Below are 20389 nucleotides of genomic sequence, written 5' to 3' on the forward strand. Positions count from 1 at the left end.
TCTCGCTTTTTTTATGAAATTTTAACATATCGGAAGGAATAAAATTTCGTAAATTACGTTCAGTAAGAAACAACAACTTTTAACCCCCTGAAGTATGGCAAGAGCAATGTTTGAATACACAAAGACAGTATTAAAAAAGGTAAGTTTTAATACAGATTTATTTTGTAGAGAACTAGAAAAAGCATTAGATAGATTATTACCTTATGAAGTTAATGAATTAACAATTTGGTTAAAACAGTTTACAGCTAATAAACCAGATTTATATGTTTGTTTAGCATTAGTAAATAATGAATAAATAAAAAAAGGAAGCAATTTTGCTTCCTTTTTTTATTTACTTAGTTTTCTTCTTTTTTCACCTTTATACTTTTTAAAAAGTTTTCGATGAAACTCGTGTTCGGCAATTTCTAAGGTTAAAATCTTTTTAAAAGGTAATATTTTTGAAACTCTATCATGAAAATTAGCTTTAATCTCATAACGTTGCTTAGCAATATCTCTAATTTTCTTTAAAATATTTTTAGATTCTTTTTCAGAAAGTTGCTCAATTCCTCCGTTTTTAAAAACTTCCTTTTTTATATTATAACGCTCTTCTCTGTGTAATTGCATCATTTCTTCGTCATATTTATTATAAATAGGCCAGAACTTTTCTGCTTCTTCAGATGAAAGATTTAATTTTTCGGTAATAAAAGAAACTTTGTAAGCTTTAATTTTTTCTCTCCCTTTTTTATGCTGTGCGTTTACAGTAGAGCTAAATATGCCTAAGGCAAATATGAATAATAGTATTTTTTTCATGTTATTGAATTTCATTTATAAAATCAGAATTATCAATGTCGTTTAAATATTCTTCTAAATTTTCATCACTTATAGATGAAAAAGTATCATCTTCTATATTAGTTTCGTTAAAAGCAATCGCTAATTCATCGCTGTCAGTATCTCCATATCCATTTTCGTACCAAGATTCAACATCAGCAATTGTAATATCGTCAAATGTAACAGATGAAGAGGTGGTATTAAAATAATTAAGCCCGATAAAAAGTAAAACAGATGCAGCAGCTGCGAACGGAATAAATTGCAATACTTTATTTTTTATGGATATAACTTTAACTTCTTTTTCCTTTTTATCGTTTAAGTTTAATTTTGAGAAAAGATCATCTTCAAAAGTGTCAAAATAATTAGAAGGAGTTTTAAAAGTATTCTCTTTTGGTAAGTCTTCTAAAAATATATTTGTAGTCACTTTTTCTTCTATCCCTTTAAAGTAATTTTCAGGAATATCAAAACCAGTTTTTTTACCAACTTGTTGGTTTATAAAATCTACGCTATTTTTTAATTCTTTATTCATCTTACTTTTAAGACTTTACTTTTTGTAAAAGGTTTAATTATAGTTTTTAATAAATTCTTCTATTTTTTTTGCAGCAATGTGATAAGAGGCTTTTAAAGCACCTACCGACGTCTCTAAAACTTCAGAAATTTCATTGTATTTCATCTCATCAAAATACTTCATGTTAAATACCAGCTGTTGTTTTTGTGGTAGAGTAGCAATTGCTTTTTGAAGTATGAGTTGAATTTCATCACCAGAAAACCAATTGTCGCTATCTAAATTAGATACAAGTTGATGTTGGTGTTCAGTAATATCAATGTTTTTTTCTTTAGCCCTTTTATTAATAAAGGTAATCGATTCGTTTGTTGCAATTCGATACATCCAAGAGTATAATTTACTATCTCTTTTAAAATTATCTATACTTCTAAATATTTTGATAAAAGTATTTTGCAACACATCATCAGCATCGTCATGAGAAATAACAATCTTTCGGATATGCCAATACAATCGCTCTTTATATTGCGACACTAAATGTTTAAAGGCTACTTCTTTTGTTTTAGAATTTTGTAGCTGTTCAATAAGTGTAATTTCGTCAGTCAACTAAAATAGTTTAGCTGTTAGACTTTAAAGATAGTAAAAGGTTTAATAGAAAAATAAAATTTTTATACTCGTTTTCTTGAGCAACCAAATAAACGTTTTTCTTTAATGGTTTCAGAAACTCCTTCAGGAAGCATTTCTTCCCATCCTTCTTCTCCGTCTTTGATCATTTTTAACACTCTTCGAGAGAAAATATGTAAAATGTCTTGATCAAAGTCTTTAATGTCTATAAGTCTTCCGTTGTTTTTAAAGAATTTATATAGTTCTTTCATTCTAGGATGTACTTTTAGATTATCGCTAGTTATGAAATCTCCAGTTTCGTCATCTTTATATGGAAACATGTATACTTTTAAATCACGATAAAAAAGTTTACCAAAGGCCTCTAAAATACCACCACTTAAGTCACGGTAATATTTTTCATCAAAAATTTGAATAAGGTTATACACTCCCATAGCAAGTCCCATACGTTCTTTTGTAAACTCACTAAAGTATTCAACTAGTCTAAAATATTCTTGATAATTTGTAATCATTACATTTTGTCCTAAAGCACAAAGTAATTCAGCTCTATCTAAGAAATCACGCTCGTTAATTTCTCCTTCAGCTCTAAGGTTACTTAAAGTAATCTCAAAAATAACTTGCGTTTTTTCAGGATTAACTTTCTTTTCAGCCAAGAACATTTGTTTAGATCTTTCAAACATATCCATGTTTACTTTAGTAACCGGACGGTAACTACCACGTAAAGCTAAAATGTTTTTCTTGTAAAGTACTTGCGCTGGTAATAAGTTATTTCCGTCAGGACCAAACATTACTGCATTGGTCATTCCGTTTTTAACTAATTGTAAGCTCATTAAACGATTATCAACATACATAAAACGCGGACCAGAGAAATTAATCATATCAATCTCTAAACGATCACTATCAATATTGTCGTAAAATGATTTTAGTAATTCTTTTGGACTATCGTTTAAATAATAAGCTCCGTATACTAAGTTTACCCCAAGAACTCCTAAGGTTTCTTGTTGCTGACGAGCGTCAGTTTCTTTAAAACGAAGGTGTAAAATAATTTCATTATAGTCTTCAAGTGGGTCTAGTTGAAAACGAATTCCAACCCAACCATGACCTTTAAACTTTTTAGAAAAGTTAATCGTTGCTACTGTATTGGCGTAACTAAAAAATAATTTATCAGGATGTTTTTCACGATCAAGACGTTCTTCGATTAAGTCCATTTCATGCTTCAACATTTTCTTTAATCGAGGTTCGGTAACATAACGATTGTCTTCTTCTATCCCATAAATTGCATCAGAGAAATCTTTGTCATAAGCACTCATGGCTTTTGCAATAGTACCTGAGGCTCCTCCAGCTCTAAAAAAATTACGTACAGTTTCTTGTCCAGCTCCAATTTCAGCAAAAGTACCATAAATGTGTGCATTTAAGTTTACTTTTAAAGCTTTACTTCTAGTTGTTGGTACTGTACTTATCTTTTGATCTCCTTTAAGCGTAATTGCCATTTTATTATATTTTGTTACGTTACAACAAATGTACTGAAAATAGGAACTATCAGATAATTTTTGTCGTATTTTTGTATTGGAAATGGAGAAAAAAAAAGAATTAAAAGTAACTTTTTTAGGCACAGGGACTTCTACAGGGGTTCCAATGGTTACGAGTAAACATCCGGTAGCGTTTTCTAATGATTTTAGAGATAAAAGATTACGATCTTCAATATTAATTTCATGGGATGATATTAATTATGTGATTGATTGTGGTCCTGATTTTCGTCAGCAAATGATGCGAGAAGAAGTAGCTTCAATAAATGGAATATTATTTACTCATGAACATGCCGATCATATTGCTGGTTTAGATGAAATTAGACCGTATTGTTTTCAAATGGGAGCAGTACCTATTTATCTTTCTGAAAGAGTTTTAGGAGTGTTGAAAAAGAGATATGATTATATTTTTGCTACAGAAAACAGGTATCCAAGTGCTCCAAAAGTTTCATCTACAATTATTTCACATCAAAATAGTTTTTCTTTAGATGGAGTAGAAGTAACTCCAATTGAAGTAATGCATGGTAAATTACCAATTTTGGGATATCGTTTTAATGATATTGCTTACCTCACCGATATTAAAACAATAACGGAAGATGAAAAAGCAAAACTATTTAGTTTAGATACTTTAATAGTTACAGGCTTAAGAATAGAACCACATTCAACTCATTTTAATTTAGAGGAAGCGTTAGAGTTTATTAAAGAAATAAAACCTAAAAGAGCTTACTTAACCCACATTAGCGAGTTGCTTGGTTTTCATGCTGAAGTAGAAAAAGAATTACCAGAAAATGTGTTTTTATCTTATGATGGATTAAAAATATAATTGGTATTAAATTTATTGATACCAGTATTAGTATTAAATTTTGAAAGAATTTGAAAGTGATAAAATACCTTTTTATCTTTCGGACAAATAAAACAGCAAATGAAAATTATTATATCTCCTGCAAAGTCGTTAGATTTTGAAAATAAAGCCACAACTAGTTTATATACACAACCAAGATTTATAGAACAATCAGTAAAACTAAATAAGAAATTAAAAACCATATCTAGAAAGAAATTATCTGAGTTGATGAAAATTTCTAATGATTTAGCTGTTTTAAATTATGATAGAAATCAAAGTTGGCAGCCAGATTTTAATTTAGACAATGCAAAACAAGCTGTTTTTGCTTTTACAGGTGAAGTATTTAGAGGAATCGATGTAAATTCTCTTTCGGAAGAAAAAATACCTGAATTACAAGATAAGTTAAGAATTTTATCAGGATTGTATGGTTTGTTAAAACCATTAGATTTAATACAACCTTATCGTTTAGAAATGGGTACAAAACTAAAGGTAGGTAGAAAGGAGAACCTATATAAGTTTTGGGATACTACATTAGCAAATTCTTTAAATGAAGAATTAGCGGATGACGAGTTACTAATAAACCTAGCTAGTTCAGAATATTTTAAAGCTTTACCTAAAAAAGTTTTAAAAGTACCAATGATCACACCAGTATTTAAAGACTTTAAAAACGGGCAGTATAAAACAATCATGACGTTTGCTAAAAAGGCTCGTGGATTAATGGTGCGTTATATTATCGATCATAATATTGAGACGTTAGACGATTTAAAGGGCTTTGATATTGATGGTTATGGTTTTTCTCAAGAAATGTCTACTGAGACAGAATTGGTTTTTACACGATAAATGAGTTTTAAAAAATTATTTAAGTTTTTTCTATTAGGTTGTTTATTTATTATTGCTGTAGTTTATTTTTCTAATAAGGCTGTTGTAAATAATGCGGAAGAAAAGTTATACACATCAGTTAGAGATATCCCTAAAAACAAAGTAGGGTTACTTTTAGGTACTGTAAAATTTCTTTCCAACGAAAGAGTAAATTTATATTATCAATTTAGGATTGATGCAGCAGTTAAATTATATAAATCAGGAAAAATAGATTTTATAATTGTCAGTGGAGATAACGGTTCAAAAAGATATGATGAACCTACCGACTTTAAAAATGATTTGATAAAATTAGGAATTCCAGAAAACAGGATTTTTTTAGATTATGCTGGTTTTAGAACTTTAGATTCTGTAGTTAGAGCAAAAGAAATATTTGCTCAAAAGTCAATTACCATCATATCTCAACAATTTCATAACGAAAGAGCTATATACTTAGCAGAACATTTTGGTATAAAAGCTGTAGGTTTTAACGCTAGAGATATCTCTGGAAAATATGGAATAAAAGTCCAGTTGAGAGAATACTTAGCAAGAGTTAAAGTATTTGTTGATATTTTATTTAATGTTCAGCCTAAGTTTCTAGGTGATCCAATTGTAATTAAATAATCTAACAATCGGCTAAACCTACTGTAATAGCTAAACCTCCCTCAGAAGTTTCTTTGTAATTACGGTTCATGTCTTTAGCAGTTTCCCACATAGTATCTATCACTTTATCTAAAGGAACTAATGATTCTTCAGGGTTGGTTTCTAAAGCTAATTCTGCGGCATTAATAGCTTTAATAGCTCCCATGGCATTACGCTCTATACAAGGTACTTGTACCAATCCTCCAATAGGATCACAGGTTAAACCTAAATGATGTTCCATTGCAATTTCAGCAGCAACTAAACATTGTTCAGGAGTTCCACCTAAAAGTTCTGTTAATGCTGCAGCAGCCATAGCTGATGATACACCAATTTCTGCTTGACACCCCCCCATAGCAGCAGAGATGGTTGCATTTTTCTTAAAAATACTTCCAACCTCTCCAGCAACTAATAAGAACTTTTTAATGTGTTCAAAATTTGCTTCGTGATTTTCAATCACCAAATAATACATTAAAACAGCAGGAATTACACCAGCACTTCCGTTTGTTGGTGCAGTAACAACTCTACCTAAAGATGCGTTTACTTCATTTACAGATAGTGCTAAACAGCTTACCCATTTTAATATTTCACGAAACTTAACCTCAGTTCCTCTTATTGCTGTAATCCATTCTTGCTCATTCTTGTAGGTAGAATCTTTAATTAGTTTTTTGTGAGTTTCAAAAGCTCTACGTTTAACATTTAATCCACCAGGTAAAATACCTTCGGTATGGCAACCAATGTACATACATTCTAACATAGTGTTCCAAACACGCTTTAGTTCTGCGTCAATCTCATCAGCAGTTTTTAAAACTAATTCGTTTTGAAAAACAATATCAGAAATTGTCTTATTCTCTTTTTTACAATAAGCTTCTAATTCTGTAGCTCTGTTTATGGGATATGGAAAGTTTTGTTTGTTTATTTGAGTGTTAGATGAAGTTTCAACTGTTTCTTGAATTACAAAACCACCACCAATAGAGTAGTAGGTTTCTGTAGATATTTCTTTTCCTTTTGAAAAACCTCTAAAGGTCATTCCGTTAGAATGAAATGGTAAAAAGTCTTTATTAAAAACTACATTTTCAATAGAAAATATGATTGCTTTTTCAGCATTAAAATTTAATGTTTTTGTTTCTTTTATTTTATCGATAATGATTTCGATATCATTAACAGGAATGTATTCAGGATCTGTACCACTTAAACCTAATAAAACGGCTAAATCTGTCGCATGCCCTTTTCCAGTTAAAGATAAAGAGCCATAAAGGTCTATTTTAATCCCATCAATAGTTGAAAAAAGAGAAGATTTTTTTAATTTCTCAATCCATTGTTGAGCAGCTCTCCAAGGACCTAAAGTGTGTGAGCTAGAAGGCCCCACACCAATTTTTAGCATATCAAAAACACTAATAAATTGCGACATATTAAATTGTTGTTTGTTGAGGGCTAAAATAGAAAAATCCTGTATTAAATATAATACAGGATTTAGTTTTTATACTGATAAGAAAGATTACATTCCGTAAACTCCTTCTTTGTCAAATTTCTTTGTTAACATATAGTATACTACTGCACGGTATTTATTTCTTTCAGATCTACCGATTCTTTCCATAACTTCATCAATAGCTTTGTCTAATTCAGGGCTATCAGCTAAACCTAATTTTTTCATTAAGAAATTCTTCTTAACAGTTTCTAATTCTTTAGCATCTGTACCAGATACAGTTTCAGCATCTTTTTTATAAATTGAAGGACCTAAGCCTTTAGTAACAGCTTTTAATAAATCGGTATTAGAGCGTATATCTCTATCGTCCATAAATTTTTTATACAATTCTACTTTTTCGTCAAATTTACTCATGATTTTTTGTTTAAAATTAGATGTTAATCTTGTTTGAATTTTTTAATCATTCCAAATATAGAAAAATAATTTGTTCTTTCAAATAGGAGGAAAGTAAATATATTTTAACGACTGTTATTGTTAATTAAATTGTTGAAAACAAAAAGAGTTGTAAGTAAAAAGGCATCGTTCTTGTAGTAATTTTATATAAATTCAAATCTGTAGCCTATGTCTTTATCAAAATTTGAATCAATGTTGAAAACCAACGATGTATATTTTTTTGATGCTGTTGAATTTGAAACAATTATAGAGCATTATTTAAATATAGGTAAACATTCGTTGGCAAAAAAAGCTGTACAGCTTGGTCTGGAGCAGCATCCTACTTCAATTCAGTTAAAATTAATGCGAGTTGAAATCTTAATTTTTGAGAATGAATTGCAAGAAGCAATCAAGATGCTTACAAAAATAGAAGCATTAGAACCTCACAATGATGAGGTGTTTATTCAGAAAGCAGTTATTTTTTCTAAAAAGAATAAGCATGTAGAAGCAATTTCAATTTTAAAAGAATCTTTGCAATACATTGAAGATCCATCTGATGTTTGGTCGATGATGGGTATGGAATATTTATATTTAGATGATTTCGAAAATGCTCGTTTAAATTTTGCGAAATGTATCGAAGTTGATTTTGAAGATTACTCTTCGTTATATAACCTTGTATATTGTTTTGATATGGAAGGAAGTCATGAAGATGCTATACGATATTTAAATGCGTATGTAGATAAGAATCCGTATTGCGAAGTTGCTTGGCATCAATTAGGGAAACAATACTTTGAGTTAGGAATGTTTAAAGAAGCTTTAACATCCTTTGATTATGCAGTATTAATTGATGAAAGTTTTATAGGTGGATATTTAGAAAAGGCAAAAACTTTAGAAGAGTTAAAAGATTATGAAGAAGCGATTAAGAATTATTTAATCACACTTGAATTAGATGATCCAACAGCTTTTGCTTATGTAAGAATAGGGCAGTGTTACGAAAAGTTAAAAAACACTCATACTGCAATGCACTTTTATAAGAAGGCAGTGCATGAAGATCCTTTGCTAGATAGAGGTTGGATTATGTTAACGAATGTTTGTTATAAAGAAAACAATTATCAAAAAGCACTATACTATATAAACAAAGCAATTCAAATCGATGAAACCAATGCATTGTATTGGAGAAGGTATGGAGATATTAATTTAAAACTTAATTTTTACGAAGAAGCAGTTAAAGCGTTTTCTACTTGTATAGATTTAGGAGATCAAGAAATTGAAATTTATGTTGCTTTAGCTGACATATTATTATTTTTAGGTGATTTTAATGAGGCTTTAAGAAGATTGATTCAAGCAAAGAAAATATATAAAGAATTCGCAGAAGTAGAATATCGTTTGTGTGGTTTGTTTATGATTCTTGAGAAAGAAGAATATAGCCTAACACATTTAAAAAATGCATTAGCTATCGATTATGAATATCATTCAATAGTTAAAGAGCTTTATCCTACAGTATATGAAAATGAAAGAGTCCAAAAAATAATATCTAACTACAAAAAAGCGATTAGATAAAAAAAGCCCCTTAAAATAAACTTATTTTAAGGGGCTTTTTTTATGATATTCTTTTCCAAATTTTAAGAAGAATAAACATACAGATTAACGTTAGTGCAGATAGCCCTAAAGCTAAAATTGTTTTACCGTAAATCCAATTTCCAGTGGCGAATAAAAAGCTGTAAATACCAATAGTACCTGTAATAAAAGCTACTATTTTTACTCCAATATTTTTAAATTTACTTTCTCCTTCAAAAATTAGTGTATCAAATTTATTGATGGTTTCATCATCTGTTGGTTGTGTTAAAAGTGTAACTAAAATCCATCCGATAGTTGTAATTAAAACACCTATGATTAATTGCCAATAACCAGCAATCTCAATAATAGGATTCTCAAGTTTTCCGTTTATAAAAAAGAATACAGCTATAATAAATGAAATTGCCATAGCTGCTATTTCACTATAAGGGTTTATTCTACTCCAGAACCAACGTAAAATAAATAATAAACCAGTACCAGCACCTATTTGCAATAATAAGTCAAATACATCTTTAGCAGACTGAAGATAAAAAGAGAATAAGGCAGCACATAGCATTAATAATACGGTTGATATTCTACCAACAACTACTTTTTGTTTTTCAGAAGCCTCTTTATTTATAAATCTACTGTAAAAATCATTTACTAAATATGAACTTCCCCAATTTAATTGTGTAGAAATCGTACTCATAAATGCTGCAATTAACGATGTTAATACAATACCAATAAGTCCAGCGGGTAGATATGTCATCATAGCAGCATACCCAACATCGTGACCTTGCATATCGGTAGTTAAACTTGGAAATGCTTGATTCATGCTTTCTAAACTAGGAAAAATAATTAGCGAAGCTAATCCAACAATAATCCATGGCCAAGGACGTAAAGCATAGTGAGCGAAATTGAAAAATAGTGTAGCCCAAGTAGCATTTTTTTCATCTTTAGCAGCTAGCATTCGTTGTGCTATATATCCACCACCACCAGGTTCAGCACCAGGGTACCAAGTACTCCACCACTGTACTGCAAATGGAATGATAAATAATGTAATTAAAGCTTCAGTATTCGAAAAATCTGGAAGCATCGCTAGTTTACCACTAACATTAGGATGAGATAATAAATTAGATAGCCCGTTTATTTCAGGAAGGTTTACAATATAAATTGTAGCCCAAACAGAACCAACCATAGCAATTAAAAACTGAACAAAATCGGTAAGTAAAACACCTTTTAATCCACCTAAAGAAGAATATATAACAACAATTATTGATGAGTATAAAAGCATTTCTCCTTGTGAAATTCCTAATAAAATATTTGCAATTTTAGCCCCCGCTAAACAAACTCCAGCCATGGTAATTATGTTGAAGATTACTCCCAAATAAATAGCTCTAAAACCTCTTAAAAAGCTAGCCATTTTGCCAGAATAACGAATTTCGTAAAATTCTAAATCAGTAGTAATGCCAGATTTACGCCATAATTTTGCATAGAAAAATACGGTAAGCATACCAGTTAATAACATTGCCCACCAAACCCAGTTACCAGAAACTCCGTTTTTACGAACCAATTCAGTAACCAATCCAGGAGTGTCGGCAGCGAAGGTAGTTGCTACCATCGAAACACCTAATAACCACCAAGGCATATTTCTTCCAGATAAAAAGAATTCGGCACTATTTTTTCCTGCGGATTTTGAAGCCCAAAGACCTATTAATAATGAAAGGATAAAAAATCCTATGATGATTGAATAATCAAGAGAGGTTAAAGTCATGTTTTTTAGTTTGATTGGCTAAAAGTAGTCAAATATTATGAAAAGTTAAATTTGAATTAAAACAAGAAATGATTTTATCTTTTTTGTTGAAAAACGACTTAAAATGAGTAAATTTGATGTTCGTTTTATGGGAAAAATAAAGAAAATAGCAGTAATGACATCTGGAGGGGATTCTCCAGGAATGAATGCAGCAATTAGATCGGTTGTTAGAACATGTGCATATTATCGTACTGAATGTATGGGCATATATAGAGGTTATCAAGGGTTGATAGAAGGAGATTTAATTCCGTTAACAGCTCGTAGTGTAAATAATATCATTCACAAAGGAGGTACGATTTTAAAATCAGCTAGATCTAAAGAGTTCAGAACTAAAGAGGGAAGAGAAAAAGCCTATCAGCATTTAAAAGAAAATAATGTAGATGCTTTAGTTGTAATTGGAGGTGATGGTTCTTTTACAGGAGGTGTTGTATTCAATAAAGAATATAACTTTCCGATAATTGGTATACCAGGAACTATTGATAATGATATTTCTGGAACAACGCATACTTTAGGTTACGATACCGCATTAAATACTGCAGTTGAAGCTATAGATAAAATTAGAGATACCGCATCATCACATAGTAGATTGTTTTTTGTTGAGGTTATGGGGCGTGATGCTGGTTTTATTGCGTTAAATGCTGGAGTAGGAGCAGGTGCCGAAGAAATTTTAATTCCTGAAGAAGATTTAGGATTGGAACGAATGTTAGAATCTTTAAAAAAGAGTAGAAGAACAGGGAAGTCTTCAAGCATAGTTGTTGTTTCTGAAGGAGATAAGACAGGTAAAAATGTTTTTGAATTAGCGGATTACGTAGAGGAAAATTTACCAGAATATGAGGTGAGAGTTTCTGTGTTAGGGCATATGCAAAGAGGTGGCTCTCCAACATGTTTTGATAGAGTGTTGGCAAGTAGGTTAGGAGTAAAAGCTGTAGAGTTACTTTTAGATGGTCAAACCAATTTAATGGTAGGTTTACAAAATAATAAGGTGGTTGCTACCGATTTAGAAAAAGCAATAAAAGGTCAAGATAGTATAGATACTGAGTTGTTAAGAGTATCAGATATTATGACTACATAAATTAAAATAAGAATATTAAAATTAAGTAAATGATAAAAATAGGAATTAACGGATTTGGAAGGATAGGTAGATTAGCATTCCGTTCAGCAATGAAAAGAGATAATGTGCAAGTAGTTGCCATTAATGATTTATTAGATGTAGATTATTTAGCCTATTTATTAAAGTATGATTCTGTACACGGTCGTTTTGATGGAGATGTTGAGGTGAAAGATGGAAACTTAGTTGTAAACGGACAAGTAGTTAGAATTACTGCAGATAGAAACCCTGAGAATTTAAAATGGAATGAAGTAGGTGCAGAATATGTAATTGAATCTACAGGTTTTTTTACCACAAAAGAAAAAGCAGAATTACATATTAAAGGAGGAGCTAAGAAAGTAATTATTTCGGCACCATCTAAAGATGCTAAAATGTATGTAATGGGTGTAAATCATAAAGAAATGACTGCTGATGAAACTATTGTTTCTAATGCGTCATGTACGACAAATTGTTTGGCGCCATTAGCAAAAGTACTTAACGAAAACTTTGGTTTAGAAGAAGGTTTAATGACTACGGTTCATGCAGCAACATCAACACAGAATTTAGTTGATGGACCTAATTCTAAACGTACTCGAGGACGTTCAGCATTACATAATATTATACCAACTTCTACAGGAGCGGCGAAAGCAGTTACTAAAGTGATACCTGAGTTAGAAGGTAAGTTAACAGGAATGGCTGTAAGAGTACCTGTAGCTGATGTTTCGTTAGTAGATTTAACTTTTAAAACTAAAAAATCAACTTCCTTAAAAGAAATTTTAAATGCATTAGAAGAAGCCTCTAAAGGTGATTTAAAAGGGATTTTAGATGTTACTTATGATGAGGTTGTTTCTCAAGATTTTGTTTCTGAAACAAGAACTTCGGTTGTTGATGCAGGAGCTTCTTTAGAGTTGAATGAAAACTTCTTTAAAGTAATTTCTTGGTACGATAACGAGTATGGTTACGCAACTAAGATCGTTGATTTGTTAGAATATTCGGCATCTTTATAAAAGCACAAAATATTTTGTAAATTGTATTCCCGCTTTTATGCGGGAATTTTTATTAGAAGGAAAATATATGGAAATAGCAATTATTGCACATGATGGTAAGAAAGCAGAAATGGTTCAGTTTTTAAATGAGCACAAAGCAATTTTACATCAAAAAGAAATAGAATTAATTTCTACAGGAACTACTGGAACAAAAGCTGAAAAAGCAGGATTTAAAGTAAAGAAATTTTTATCTGGACCTTATGGAGGTGATGCTCAAATAGCAAGTAGAGTAGCAGAAGGAAAATGTAATATGGTATTGTTTTTTAGGGATCCACATGAAAAGCATCCACACGAACCAGATATTTCTATGTTGTTACGTTTGTGTGACGTACATGATGTTCCATTAGCAACAAATCCTGCTACTGCAGAGTTGTTGATGAAATCTATATAGTTTTACAAGAATATAGTTTTGTTATTAGCAAAGCTATTTAAAAAGAAAGTTAGCTTATAAAAAGATAAAGCCTCACAATAACGATTGTGAAGCTTTATTATGAAAATAGTTAAGTAAGAACTATTTTTTACTTTTTAATAAATATTTACTAAAGCTTTTGCCGTTTATTTTGGTGTACTTAGAATCGATGTCGTAAGCTACTTCCATATCGGTAATGTCAAACTTACCAGATACTTTGGTGTATTTTATATTTAAGTCTTCTTCAAATTTTACATTTCTAAAAGACACACCGTCATTAAATTCTGAGTATTTAAAAATAGCACTCTCGTTAAAAACTGAGTTTTCAAAACTTACAAATTGTTTGAATTCAGCGTATTTAAAGGTTGCAGGTTCGTCGAAAAAAGTATTTTCGAAAGTAATATCTCTATCAAATTTAGCATACTTAAAGGTAGAGTCGTTGTTAAATTTAGTATTAGAAAAATCTGTGTTTCTTTCAAAATCTGAATACTTAAACATTGCCTTTTGTTTAAAAGTACAACCTTTAAATGTTACAATGTCTTCAAAATTTGCAATAAAAGTATAACCGCTTTTTTCGTGAGGTATATACGCTAATACATCACCAGTAAAAGTACAGTTTACAAAAGATACTTTATTTGTAATTTGTTTTTCTATGGTGTTAGACCCACCATTGTTCCACCATTTTTTTCTTTTAGGCAACTTAGGTAAAGCTTCATCCATAAAAGTGAAATCTAAAACTCCGTTAATAGTAGCGTTTGAAATGTTTACTGCTTTTCCGTTTTTAACATCTCTAATAATATCTGATGCATCAACAGTTTTTTGAGCGAAACTTGTTAAGCAGAATAAAAATGCTACAATTGTAATTATATTTTTCATTGTTTGTGGTTTTAAGTTCTATTTAATAGACAACGGTTAAAACTCTTTTGTGACACTTTTATAAACAAAAACAGCATTTAGTTGCCTAAATGCTGTTTAAATATGGTTTCTAAGAAGTCTTAGTTTACTGAATCAGCTAAACCAGCTCCAGCCTTAAATTTAACTACGTTTTTAGCAGCAATTTGAATTTCTTTTCCAGTTTGAGGGTTTCTACCAGTTCTAGCAGCTCTCTCAGAAACAGACCAAGTTCCCCATCCAACTAATGCAACTTTGTTACCTGACTTTAAAGATTTAGTTACGTTAGAAGTTAAAGAATCTAATGCAGCTTTTGCAGAAGCTTTAGAAATTCCTGCGTCAGCAGCCATTGCATCGATTAAATCTGATTTGTTCATAATTTTAATAAGTTTTAAAAATTAATTAATGTTTTATTGCTTAATAGCTCAACAAATATAGACGGAATGCGGGATTGTGCAAGTTTTGACCCCGAAAAACAAGGGATTTGTTAATAAATATGGCTGAATTGTTAATAACCATAGTTGTTTTTAACGAAAAACAGCAAAACCCCATGGATAAAGGGCTACAGCGCTTTTGCTTTTTTATCGAACTGAAAACCGTTTAATAAACTTTGTGCATCCATTAATTTTTTACCAGAAATTTTGATTTGCTTTACAATAAGGTACCCGTCTTTAGTGGCAATCTTTAATTCTTTTTTAGAGGTAATTACAGTTCCTTCTTCAAATTCATGAGCTTCATGCTCTTTTGCTATTTTGTATATCTTAGCTGAAATTTCTTCTTCACCATTCATTATAGTAGTCCAAGCAGCAGGATATGGATTTAGCCCACGAATATGATTATAAATGTCATTTAATGGCTTAGACCAATCTATTTTACAATTATGAGGATATAGTTTGGGTGCTGATTTTTCTTCCAGTTCTGGTTGTTTGGTCGTCGTTATTTCTCCTTCAGCAATTAGATCAACAGTCTGAGCAACTAAATTTGCACCTAAGTACATTAATTTATCATGTAATTCACCAACGATTTCATCTTCTTTAATTTCAACTTCTTTTTGAAGTATGATTTCTCCAGTATCAATTTTATCATCAATAAAGAAAGTGGTAACCCCTGTTTTTGTTTCTCCGTTTATAATAGCCCAATTTATTGGAGCTGCTCCACGATATTCAGGTAATAAAGAAGCGTGTAAATTAAATGTACCATATTTAGGCATTGCCCAAACAGCTCTTGGTAACATTCTAAAAGCAACTACTATTTGTAAGTTGGCATTCCAATTTTTTAAATCCTCTTGAAACTCTTCGTCTTTTAAATTTCTTGGTTGAAGAATTGGTAAGTTTTGAGAAAGCGCATATTTTTTTACAGCAGATTGATTAATCTTACGACCTCTTCCAGCAGGTTTATCAACTGCAGTAATTACACCGACAACATTATAATCATTCTCAACAAGGTGTTTTAAAATGGTTACTGCAAAATCTGGAGTTCCCATAAAAACGATACGTAAATCTTTCATTTATTATAAAGAGTATTTATTTCTGTTTAAAGTTATTTTTTCTTCTGATAACAGTTCTCGCAAAAGTATTAAAATATTAGCTTCTGTTTGATTTAGATGTATGCAGATTTCTTGAATGGTTAGAGGCTTGTTATCCTTTAATAATGTAATAATTGTTAAAGGATTTATTGTTTGAGTACTTTTCTTTTGCAAACAAACATCACAAATACCACATTCATTAGTAGATTTTTCTCCAAAATAATGAAGTAATTGTATGCTTCTACAGAGTGAATTATTTTTAATAAAATTAATTAAAGATGCATTTTTATCTTTTTTTTGATTGAGATATACATCAATGTTTTTTGAGACTCTATTAATGGTTTTATCATCTTCTCTTGGATGTAAGAAAAATAACTCTGCATTATTTGAATTCTGATTATATTCAATAAAATCAACTTCCTGTAATCGTTCTAATTTTTTAATTACTGCCCATGAAGTGATTCCTGTTTTTTTTGCAATATAAAACTCATCAATCTTTACTAAGTTTTCAAAAACACCACCATATAAACGTAAAAGTGTTTGTATAAATTTTTTTGAAGTTGGATGCTGTTGTGTGTAATTTAAAACCTGTTTACTTGATACTTTGAATTGTAGAGTTGATTTTTGATTGTAATTATTATTCAACTCAACAATTCCATTACTATTTAAAATTTGTAATGCATTATAAGTTTTGTTAGGAATGAAGTTGTACTTATTACAAAACTCTAAAAAGTTAAAGCTAAAAGAATCTTCAATAAGCTCACCTTTAGCTATCTGAAAGTTTTGATATAATTTTTGATGAACCGTTTTTATCTCATCAATAGTTGGTAACGATTTTTCTAATAACTCTTTACTGAGTTTAATATCACTTTCGTTAGTTAAAACAACAGAGAAAGCTTTTTTACCATCTCGTCCGCCGCGACCAGCTTCTTGAATATAATTTTCTATAGATGAAGGAAGGTTTAGATGGATAACAACCCTTACATTCGTTTTATCGATACCCATACCAAATGCGTTGGTAGCAACAATAATTGGAGTTTTTTCACTTATCCAATTATCAAAAGAAAGTTGTTTTTTAATGGTTGATAAACCACCATGATAGAAACTGCTTTTAAATCCGTTAGCGTTTAAGTAGCTGCTAATTTCTCTGGTTTTATTTCTTGAATTCACATATACAATAGCTGGTGCTTTTGTTTTTGTGAAAATTTGTTTGATTTTATTTAGTTTGTCTTCAGTTTTAAAAATCTGATATGCTAAATTTTCGCGATAAAAAGATTTTTTAAATATTGTTGGATTATCTAGTCCTAAAGAACTAGCAATTGAATCAATTACTTTTGGGGTAGCGGTAGCTGTTAAAGCAATTAAATTTACGTTTGGATGTAATTCCTTTAGAATTGAAATATTTTGATATGAAGGTCTAAAATCATGCCCCCATTCCGAGATACAATGCGCTTCATCAATAGCAATTAAATTTACATCTAATTGTTTTATTTTTTCTTGGATAAAACGAGACTGTAATCGTTCGGGAGATAGATATAGAAACTTGGTTTTACCAAAACGAATATTATCAAACAATGTAATAATTTCATCTTGTGTACTGCCAGAAGGAATTACAGTAGCTTTAATGCCCATATCTTTTAAACTAGTAACCTGATCTTGCATTAAAGCAATTAAAGGAGAAATTACAACGCAAACTCCTTCTTTAACTAACGCAGGTATTTGAAAACAAATTGATTTACCACCACCAGTAGGTAATAAAGCAATGGTATTTTTGCCTTCTATTACCGAAGTTATTATTTCTTGCTGAGGATTTCTAAAAGAATCAAATCCCCAATATTGTTTTAATATTTGTAGTGGTTTATCATACATCGTTTATAACGAGTGTAAAATAAAATCGCAGCGTTCTTTTACAGTTCCAAACGGAACATCGATAATTTCGTATCCTATTTCTTCGTAAGCATCTTTTAAAAATGTATCAATCTTTACAGCTTGCTCAAAAGTTTCGTAACGTTCGTTGTCTGATCTATATATATTTTTCCAAGGAGCACACATAAATACTTTTGTGTAGATGTATTTATTACTCTTCTCTTTATAAATAGGAGGATATTCACTTTCTAAATAATTCATATAGGCGTGTACATCAGGAATTCCTCTGTCAAAGAAAATAATTTCAGCATCACTTTTTTCAGCATCTAAATATTGTTGTTCACGACCTTCTAAAAGCATTTGACTAAATAATAAAGGTTGTTCTAAGAATAATTGATCTATCCCTTCTTTTTGAGCTTTAAGTGTTACCTCTCTTGATATTTCGGGCATACACTCGTAACCGCGTTTTATGAATTCTCGTAAAATTGAAGACTTTCCTGTACCAGGGCCACCTATTAAAACTATTTTCTGTTGCATTTGGCAAAAATAAAAGATTCAATTTATAAATGTAATAAATAGTGTAATTTTGTGTTTCATCATTTTTAGGTACACTTTGTGATGATTAATTAAAAAATAGAGTAATAAAAAACAATATGTCAGATAGAGAAGCATTTTACGTAAAATTAAAAGCACAATTAGAAGATACAACCACTTTTCCAGCTAAGTATTTATATAAATTTATTGTTCCAACTGATGGAAATCAAGAAGAAGAAGTAAAAGAATTATTTGATAAAGGAGGTGCAGTTATTGAAACTAAAAAATCTAAAACTGGCAAATACGTTAGTTTATCAATACACATTACGGTTAAAAATGCAGATATAGTAATTGATTATTATAAAAAAGCGGAAGCTGTTAAAGGAATAATTTCGTTATAAGCTATGTTTAAGAAATTCTCATTTTTACTGTTTTTTATTGTGAGTTCTTTTTCTTTTGCTCAAAAAGATAAAGAGTTGTTTCGCATAAATGATAAGCCAGTATTTGTTTCTGAATTTGAAGAGGTCTACAAAAAAAACTTAGATATTGTTGATGATGAAGATTCAAAAAATATAGATAATTACCTAGATTTATATATTAATTATAAGTTGAAAGTACAGGAGGCATACAATTTAAAACTAGATACTTTAAAAAAATATAAAAGAGAGTTAGAAGGTTATAAAAAACAATTAATTGCTCCTTATTTACAAGATGAAGCCTATTTAGAAAGGTTAGTAAAAGAGGCTTATAATAGAAAAAAAAACGATGTTAAGGTTAGCCATATTTTAATTAAAATTCCTAAAGCTAATAGTATCGAGGTAGATACTTCGTTTTTGTATAAACAAATTTCTGATGCTAGAGAGCGAATTTTAAAAGGCGAGCTTTTTGAAAGTGTTGCAAAGGAAGTGTCTGAAGATCCATCAGTAAAATTAAATGGAGGGAATTTGGGATATTTTTCTGTTTTTAAAATGGTGTACCCTTTTGAGGATATGGCTTATAATACCGAAAAAGGAGCAGTGTCTAAACCTTTTAAAACAAGATTTGGATATCATATTATAAAAGTAAATGATAAACGACCATCTAAAGGAGAATTTGAAGTAGCCCATATATTGGTTAGGGGTAAAGGTACTATTGGTAAAACAAAAATAGACTCAGCGTATCAAAAATTAAAATCTGGAGCAGATTTTAATCAGGTGGTTAAGCAATATTCAGAAGACATTGGAACAGCTTCTTTAGGAGGGAAGTTACCAAAATTCGGAACAGGATCGATGGTAGAACCTTTTGAGAATGAAGTTAGAGAATTACAAAGTATAGGAGCGTATAGCAAGCCATTTAAAACAAGATTTGGTTGGCATATTGTTAAGCTAATAAAAAAATATCCGATAGGTTCTTTTGATGAAGAGAAAAAGGAGTTGACAAGAAAAGTAAAAAGCACAAGTAGAGCAGCATTATCTAAACAATCGGTAATAGATAAATTAAAAAAAGAATATAAAGTTGTAGAAAATAATCAGGCTTTAATTGATTTTTTTAATTCAAATACGCATCAATTAAAAAAGAAAGACTTAAAAGAAGTATTATTTTCAATAGAAGATAAGAATGTTTATAAGAAAGAGTTTTTAAAATTTATAGGACATAGCCATAATCCGTCAATTAAAAGCTTGTACGAGAAGTTTAAAAACCATCAAATAATTGAGTATTTTAAAGAAGATTTGGTTAATAAAGAACCTGCTTATAAACATACTTTATTAGAATATAAGGAAGGTTTATTGCTATTTGATTTAATGCAGAAAGAAATTTGGGATAAATCAAGTAAAGACACTTCTGGACTTAAAGAGTTTTATTTAAGTAATCAAAATAAGTACAATAAAAAACTAGAAGAAATTAGAGGTTTGGTAATGAATGATTATCAAAAGCAATTAGAAAAAGAATTAATAAACAATTTAAAGAAAAAGAGTACGATTGTAATTAAAGAAAGAGCATTAAAGAAGTTGAAAAAAAAATATAATCAATCTTAA

General features: G+C 30.1%; 22 protein-coding genes. 10 read left to right on the forward strand and 12 right to left on the reverse strand.

Annotation, left to right across the window (positions count from 1 at the left end):
* The first annotated feature begins 94 nt into the window (after positions 1–94).
* On the forward strand, positions 95–295 hold the full coding sequence (locus H3Z83_RS10530) for a hypothetical protein (protein WP_182125457.1): 201 nt from the start codon (positions 95–97) through the stop codon (positions 293–295).
* Between the two features lie 32 nt (positions 296–327).
* On the opposite strand, the gene H3Z83_RS10535 is transcribed toward H3Z83_RS10530, so the two are convergent.
* The 4 genes from H3Z83_RS10535 to H3Z83_RS10550 form a co-directional block, all read right to left on the reverse strand.
* A complete protein-coding gene (locus H3Z83_RS10535) occupies positions 328–789 on the reverse strand; it encodes a hypothetical protein (RefSeq protein ID WP_182125458.1) in 462 nt (153 codons plus the stop codon).
* A gap of 1 nt (position 790) precedes the next feature.
* Positions 791–1336 carry a hypothetical protein gene (locus tag H3Z83_RS10540; protein WP_182125459.1) on the reverse strand — a complete coding sequence of 182 codons (546 nt, stop codon included), beginning with the start codon at positions 1334–1336 and terminating at the stop codon, positions 791–793.
* A 33-nt stretch (positions 1337–1369) separates the two neighbouring features.
* Positions 1370–1915 (reverse strand): RNA polymerase sigma factor, encoded by a 546-nt coding sequence (locus H3Z83_RS10545; RefSeq protein WP_182125460.1) that lies wholly within the window; start codon positions 1913–1915, stop codon positions 1370–1372.
* A gap of 62 nt (positions 1916–1977) precedes the next feature.
* On the reverse strand, positions 1978–3420 hold the full coding sequence (locus H3Z83_RS10550) for a TonB-dependent receptor (RefSeq protein ID WP_182125461.1): 1443 nt from the start codon (positions 3418–3420) through the stop codon (positions 1978–1980).
* Positions 3421–3502: 82 nt separating this feature from the next.
* On the opposite strand from H3Z83_RS10550, the gene H3Z83_RS10555 reads away from it, so the two are divergent.
* The 3 genes from H3Z83_RS10555 to H3Z83_RS10565 all read left to right on the forward strand — a co-directional run bounded on the left by H3Z83_RS10555 (position 3503) and on the right by H3Z83_RS10565 (position 5776).
* Positions 3503–4279 (forward strand): MBL fold metallo-hydrolase, encoded by a 777-nt coding sequence (locus H3Z83_RS10555; protein WP_182125462.1) that lies wholly within the window; start codon positions 3503–3505, stop codon positions 4277–4279.
* A gap of 99 nt (positions 4280–4378) precedes the next feature.
* Positions 4379–5137 carry a peroxide stress protein YaaA gene (yaaA, locus tag H3Z83_RS10560; RefSeq protein WP_182125463.1) on the forward strand — a complete coding sequence of 253 codons (759 nt, stop codon included), beginning with the start codon at positions 4379–4381 and terminating at the stop codon, positions 5135–5137.
* On the forward strand, positions 5138–5776 hold the full coding sequence (locus H3Z83_RS10565; RefSeq protein ID WP_182125464.1) for a SanA/YdcF family protein: 639 nt from the start codon (positions 5138–5140) through the stop codon (positions 5774–5776).
* A gap of 1 nt (position 5777) precedes the next feature.
* Here H3Z83_RS10565 and H3Z83_RS10570 read toward each other — a convergent pair whose 3' ends face one another.
* Both H3Z83_RS10570 and H3Z83_RS10575 read right to left on the reverse strand, forming a co-directional pair.
* Complete coding sequence (locus H3Z83_RS10570; protein ID WP_182125465.1) at positions 5778–7202, reverse strand: L-serine ammonia-lyase; 1425 nt, start codon at positions 7200–7202, stop codon at positions 5778–5780.
* 87 nt (positions 7203–7289) lie between these two features.
* Entirely contained in the window at positions 7290–7631 is a 342-nt protein-coding gene (locus H3Z83_RS10575; protein ID WP_182125466.1) for a DUF2853 family protein, read from the reverse strand.
* A 207-nt stretch (positions 7632–7838) separates the two neighbouring features.
* On the opposite strand from H3Z83_RS10575, the gene H3Z83_RS10580 reads away from it, so the two are divergent.
* A complete protein-coding gene (locus tag H3Z83_RS10580) occupies positions 7839–9209 on the forward strand; it encodes a tetratricopeptide repeat protein (RefSeq protein ID WP_182125467.1) in 1371 nt (456 codons plus the stop codon).
* A 40-nt stretch (positions 9210–9249) separates the two neighbouring features.
* Here H3Z83_RS10580 and H3Z83_RS10585 read toward each other — a convergent pair whose 3' ends face one another.
* A complete protein-coding gene (locus tag H3Z83_RS10585) occupies positions 9250–10977 on the reverse strand; it encodes a sodium:solute symporter family protein (RefSeq protein WP_182125468.1) in 1728 nt (575 codons plus the stop codon).
* A gap of 127 nt (positions 10978–11104) precedes the next feature.
* Between H3Z83_RS10585 and pfkA the strand changes: the two genes are divergently transcribed.
* The 3 genes from pfkA to H3Z83_RS10600 all read left to right on the forward strand — a co-directional run bounded on the left by pfkA (position 11105) and on the right by H3Z83_RS10600 (position 13540).
* The gene (gene pfkA, locus H3Z83_RS10590; RefSeq protein WP_182125573.1) at positions 11105–12088 is read left to right on the forward strand and encodes a 6-phosphofructokinase; all 984 of its coding nucleotides are present in this window, start codon (positions 11105–11107) and stop codon (positions 12086–12088) included.
* Between the two features lie 29 nt (positions 12089–12117).
* A complete protein-coding gene (gene gap / locus H3Z83_RS10595; RefSeq protein WP_182125469.1) occupies positions 12118–13110 on the forward strand; it encodes a type I glyceraldehyde-3-phosphate dehydrogenase in 993 nt (330 codons plus the stop codon).
* A gap of 67 nt (positions 13111–13177) precedes the next feature.
* Positions 13178–13540 (forward strand): methylglyoxal synthase, encoded by a 363-nt coding sequence (locus H3Z83_RS10600; protein WP_182125574.1) that lies wholly within the window; start codon positions 13178–13180, stop codon positions 13538–13540.
* Between the two features lie 120 nt (positions 13541–13660).
* Here the strand turns inward: H3Z83_RS10600 and H3Z83_RS10605 are convergent, their stop codons facing one another.
* The 5 genes from H3Z83_RS10605 to H3Z83_RS10625 form a co-directional block, all read right to left on the reverse strand.
* Positions 13661–14434 (reverse strand): pentapeptide repeat-containing protein, encoded by a 774-nt coding sequence (locus H3Z83_RS10605; RefSeq protein WP_182125470.1) that lies wholly within the window; start codon positions 14432–14434, stop codon positions 13661–13663.
* Positions 14435–14553: 119 nt separating this feature from the next.
* Positions 14554–14826: an HU family DNA-binding protein gene (locus tag H3Z83_RS10610; protein ID WP_068705485.1), complete on the reverse strand. Its 273-nt coding sequence runs from the start codon at positions 14824–14826 to the stop codon at positions 14554–14556.
* Between the two features lie 185 nt (positions 14827–15011).
* Entirely contained in the window at positions 15012–15956 is a 945-nt protein-coding gene (gene fmt, locus H3Z83_RS10615; RefSeq protein ID WP_182125471.1) for a methionyl-tRNA formyltransferase, read from the reverse strand.
* Positions 15957–15959: 3 nt separating this feature from the next.
* Positions 15960–17843 (reverse strand): RecQ family ATP-dependent DNA helicase, encoded by a 1884-nt coding sequence (locus H3Z83_RS10620; RefSeq protein WP_182125472.1) that lies wholly within the window; start codon positions 17841–17843, stop codon positions 15960–15962.
* 3 nt (positions 17844–17846) lie between these two features.
* The gene (locus H3Z83_RS10625; RefSeq protein ID WP_182125473.1) at positions 17847–18377 is read right to left on the reverse strand and encodes an AAA family ATPase; all 531 of its coding nucleotides are present in this window, start codon (positions 18375–18377) and stop codon (positions 17847–17849) included.
* 116 nt (positions 18378–18493) lie between these two features.
* Here H3Z83_RS10625 and H3Z83_RS10630 point away from each other — a divergent pair, with 116 nt between their 5' ends.
* A complete protein-coding gene (locus H3Z83_RS10630; protein WP_182125474.1) occupies positions 18494–18775 on the forward strand; it encodes a DUF493 family protein in 282 nt (93 codons plus the stop codon).
* A 3-nt stretch (positions 18776–18778) separates the two neighbouring features.
* A complete protein-coding gene (locus H3Z83_RS10635; protein ID WP_182125475.1) occupies positions 18779–20389 on the forward strand; it encodes a peptidylprolyl isomerase in 1611 nt (536 codons plus the stop codon).

The organism is Tenacibaculum pelagium (assembly GCF_014062345.1).
Lineage (GTDB): Bacteria > Bacteroidota > Bacteroidia > Flavobacteriales > Flavobacteriaceae > Polaribacter > Polaribacter pelagius.

Bases quoted from the DNA above. Each gene is read 5' to 3' on its own strand.
- H3Z83_RS10530 (WP_182125457.1), top strand. From the start codon at position 95: ATGGCAAGAGCAATGTTTGAATACACAAAGACAGTATTAAAAAAGGTA.
- H3Z83_RS10535 (WP_182125458.1), bottom strand. From the start codon at position 789: ATGAAAAAAATACTATTATTCATATTTGCCTTAGGCATATTTAGCTCT.
- H3Z83_RS10540 (WP_182125459.1), bottom strand. From the start codon at position 1,336: ATGAATAAAGAATTAAAAAATAGCGTAGATTTTATAAACCAACAAGTT.
- H3Z83_RS10550 (WP_182125461.1), bottom strand. From the start codon at position 3,420: ATGGCAATTACGCTTAAAGGAGATCAAAAGATAAGTACAGTACCAACA.
- H3Z83_RS10555 (WP_182125462.1), top strand. From the start codon at position 3,503: ATGGAGAAAAAAAAAGAATTAAAAGTAACTTTTTTAGGCACAGGGACT.
- yaaA (WP_182125463.1), top strand. From the start codon at position 4,379: ATGAAAATTATTATATCTCCTGCAAAGTCGTTAGATTTTGAAAATAAA.
- H3Z83_RS10565 (WP_182125464.1), top strand. From the start codon at position 5,138: ATGAGTTTTAAAAAATTATTTAAGTTTTTTCTATTAGGTTGTTTATTT.
- H3Z83_RS10570 (WP_182125465.1), bottom strand. From the start codon at position 7,202: ATGTCGCAATTTATTAGTGTTTTTGATATGCTAAAAATTGGTGTGGGG.
- H3Z83_RS10575 (WP_182125466.1), bottom strand. From the start codon at position 7,631: ATGAGTAAATTTGACGAAAAAGTAGAATTGTATAAAAAATTTATGGAC.
- H3Z83_RS10580 (WP_182125467.1), top strand. From the start codon at position 7,839: ATGTCTTTATCAAAATTTGAATCAATGTTGAAAACCAACGATGTATAT.
- H3Z83_RS10585 (WP_182125468.1), bottom strand. From the start codon at position 10,977: ATGACTTTAACCTCTCTTGATTATTCAATCATCATAGGATTTTTTATC.
- pfkA (WP_182125573.1), top strand. From the start codon at position 11,105: ATGGGAAAAATAAAGAAAATAGCAGTAATGACATCTGGAGGGGATTCT.
- gap (WP_182125469.1), top strand. From the start codon at position 12,118: ATGATAAAAATAGGAATTAACGGATTTGGAAGGATAGGTAGATTAGCA.
- H3Z83_RS10600 (WP_182125574.1), top strand. From the start codon at position 13,178: ATGGAAATAGCAATTATTGCACATGATGGTAAGAAAGCAGAAATGGTT.
- H3Z83_RS10605 (WP_182125470.1), bottom strand. From the start codon at position 14,434: ATGAAAAATATAATTACAATTGTAGCATTTTTATTCTGCTTAACAAGT.
- H3Z83_RS10610 (WP_068705485.1), bottom strand. From the start codon at position 14,826: ATGAACAAATCAGATTTAATCGATGCAATGGCTGCTGACGCAGGAATT.
- fmt (WP_182125471.1), bottom strand. From the start codon at position 15,956: ATGAAAGATTTACGTATCGTTTTTATGGGAACTCCAGATTTTGCAGTA.
- H3Z83_RS10620 (WP_182125472.1), bottom strand. From the start codon at position 17,843: ATGTATGATAAACCACTACAAATATTAAAACAATATTGGGGATTTGAT.
- H3Z83_RS10625 (WP_182125473.1), bottom strand. From the start codon at position 18,377: ATGCAACAGAAAATAGTTTTAATAGGTGGCCCTGGTACAGGAAAGTCT.
- H3Z83_RS10630 (WP_182125474.1), top strand. From the start codon at position 18,494: ATGTCAGATAGAGAAGCATTTTACGTAAAATTAAAAGCACAATTAGAA.
- H3Z83_RS10635 (WP_182125475.1), top strand. From the start codon at position 18,779: ATGTTTAAGAAATTCTCATTTTTACTGTTTTTTATTGTGAGTTCTTTT.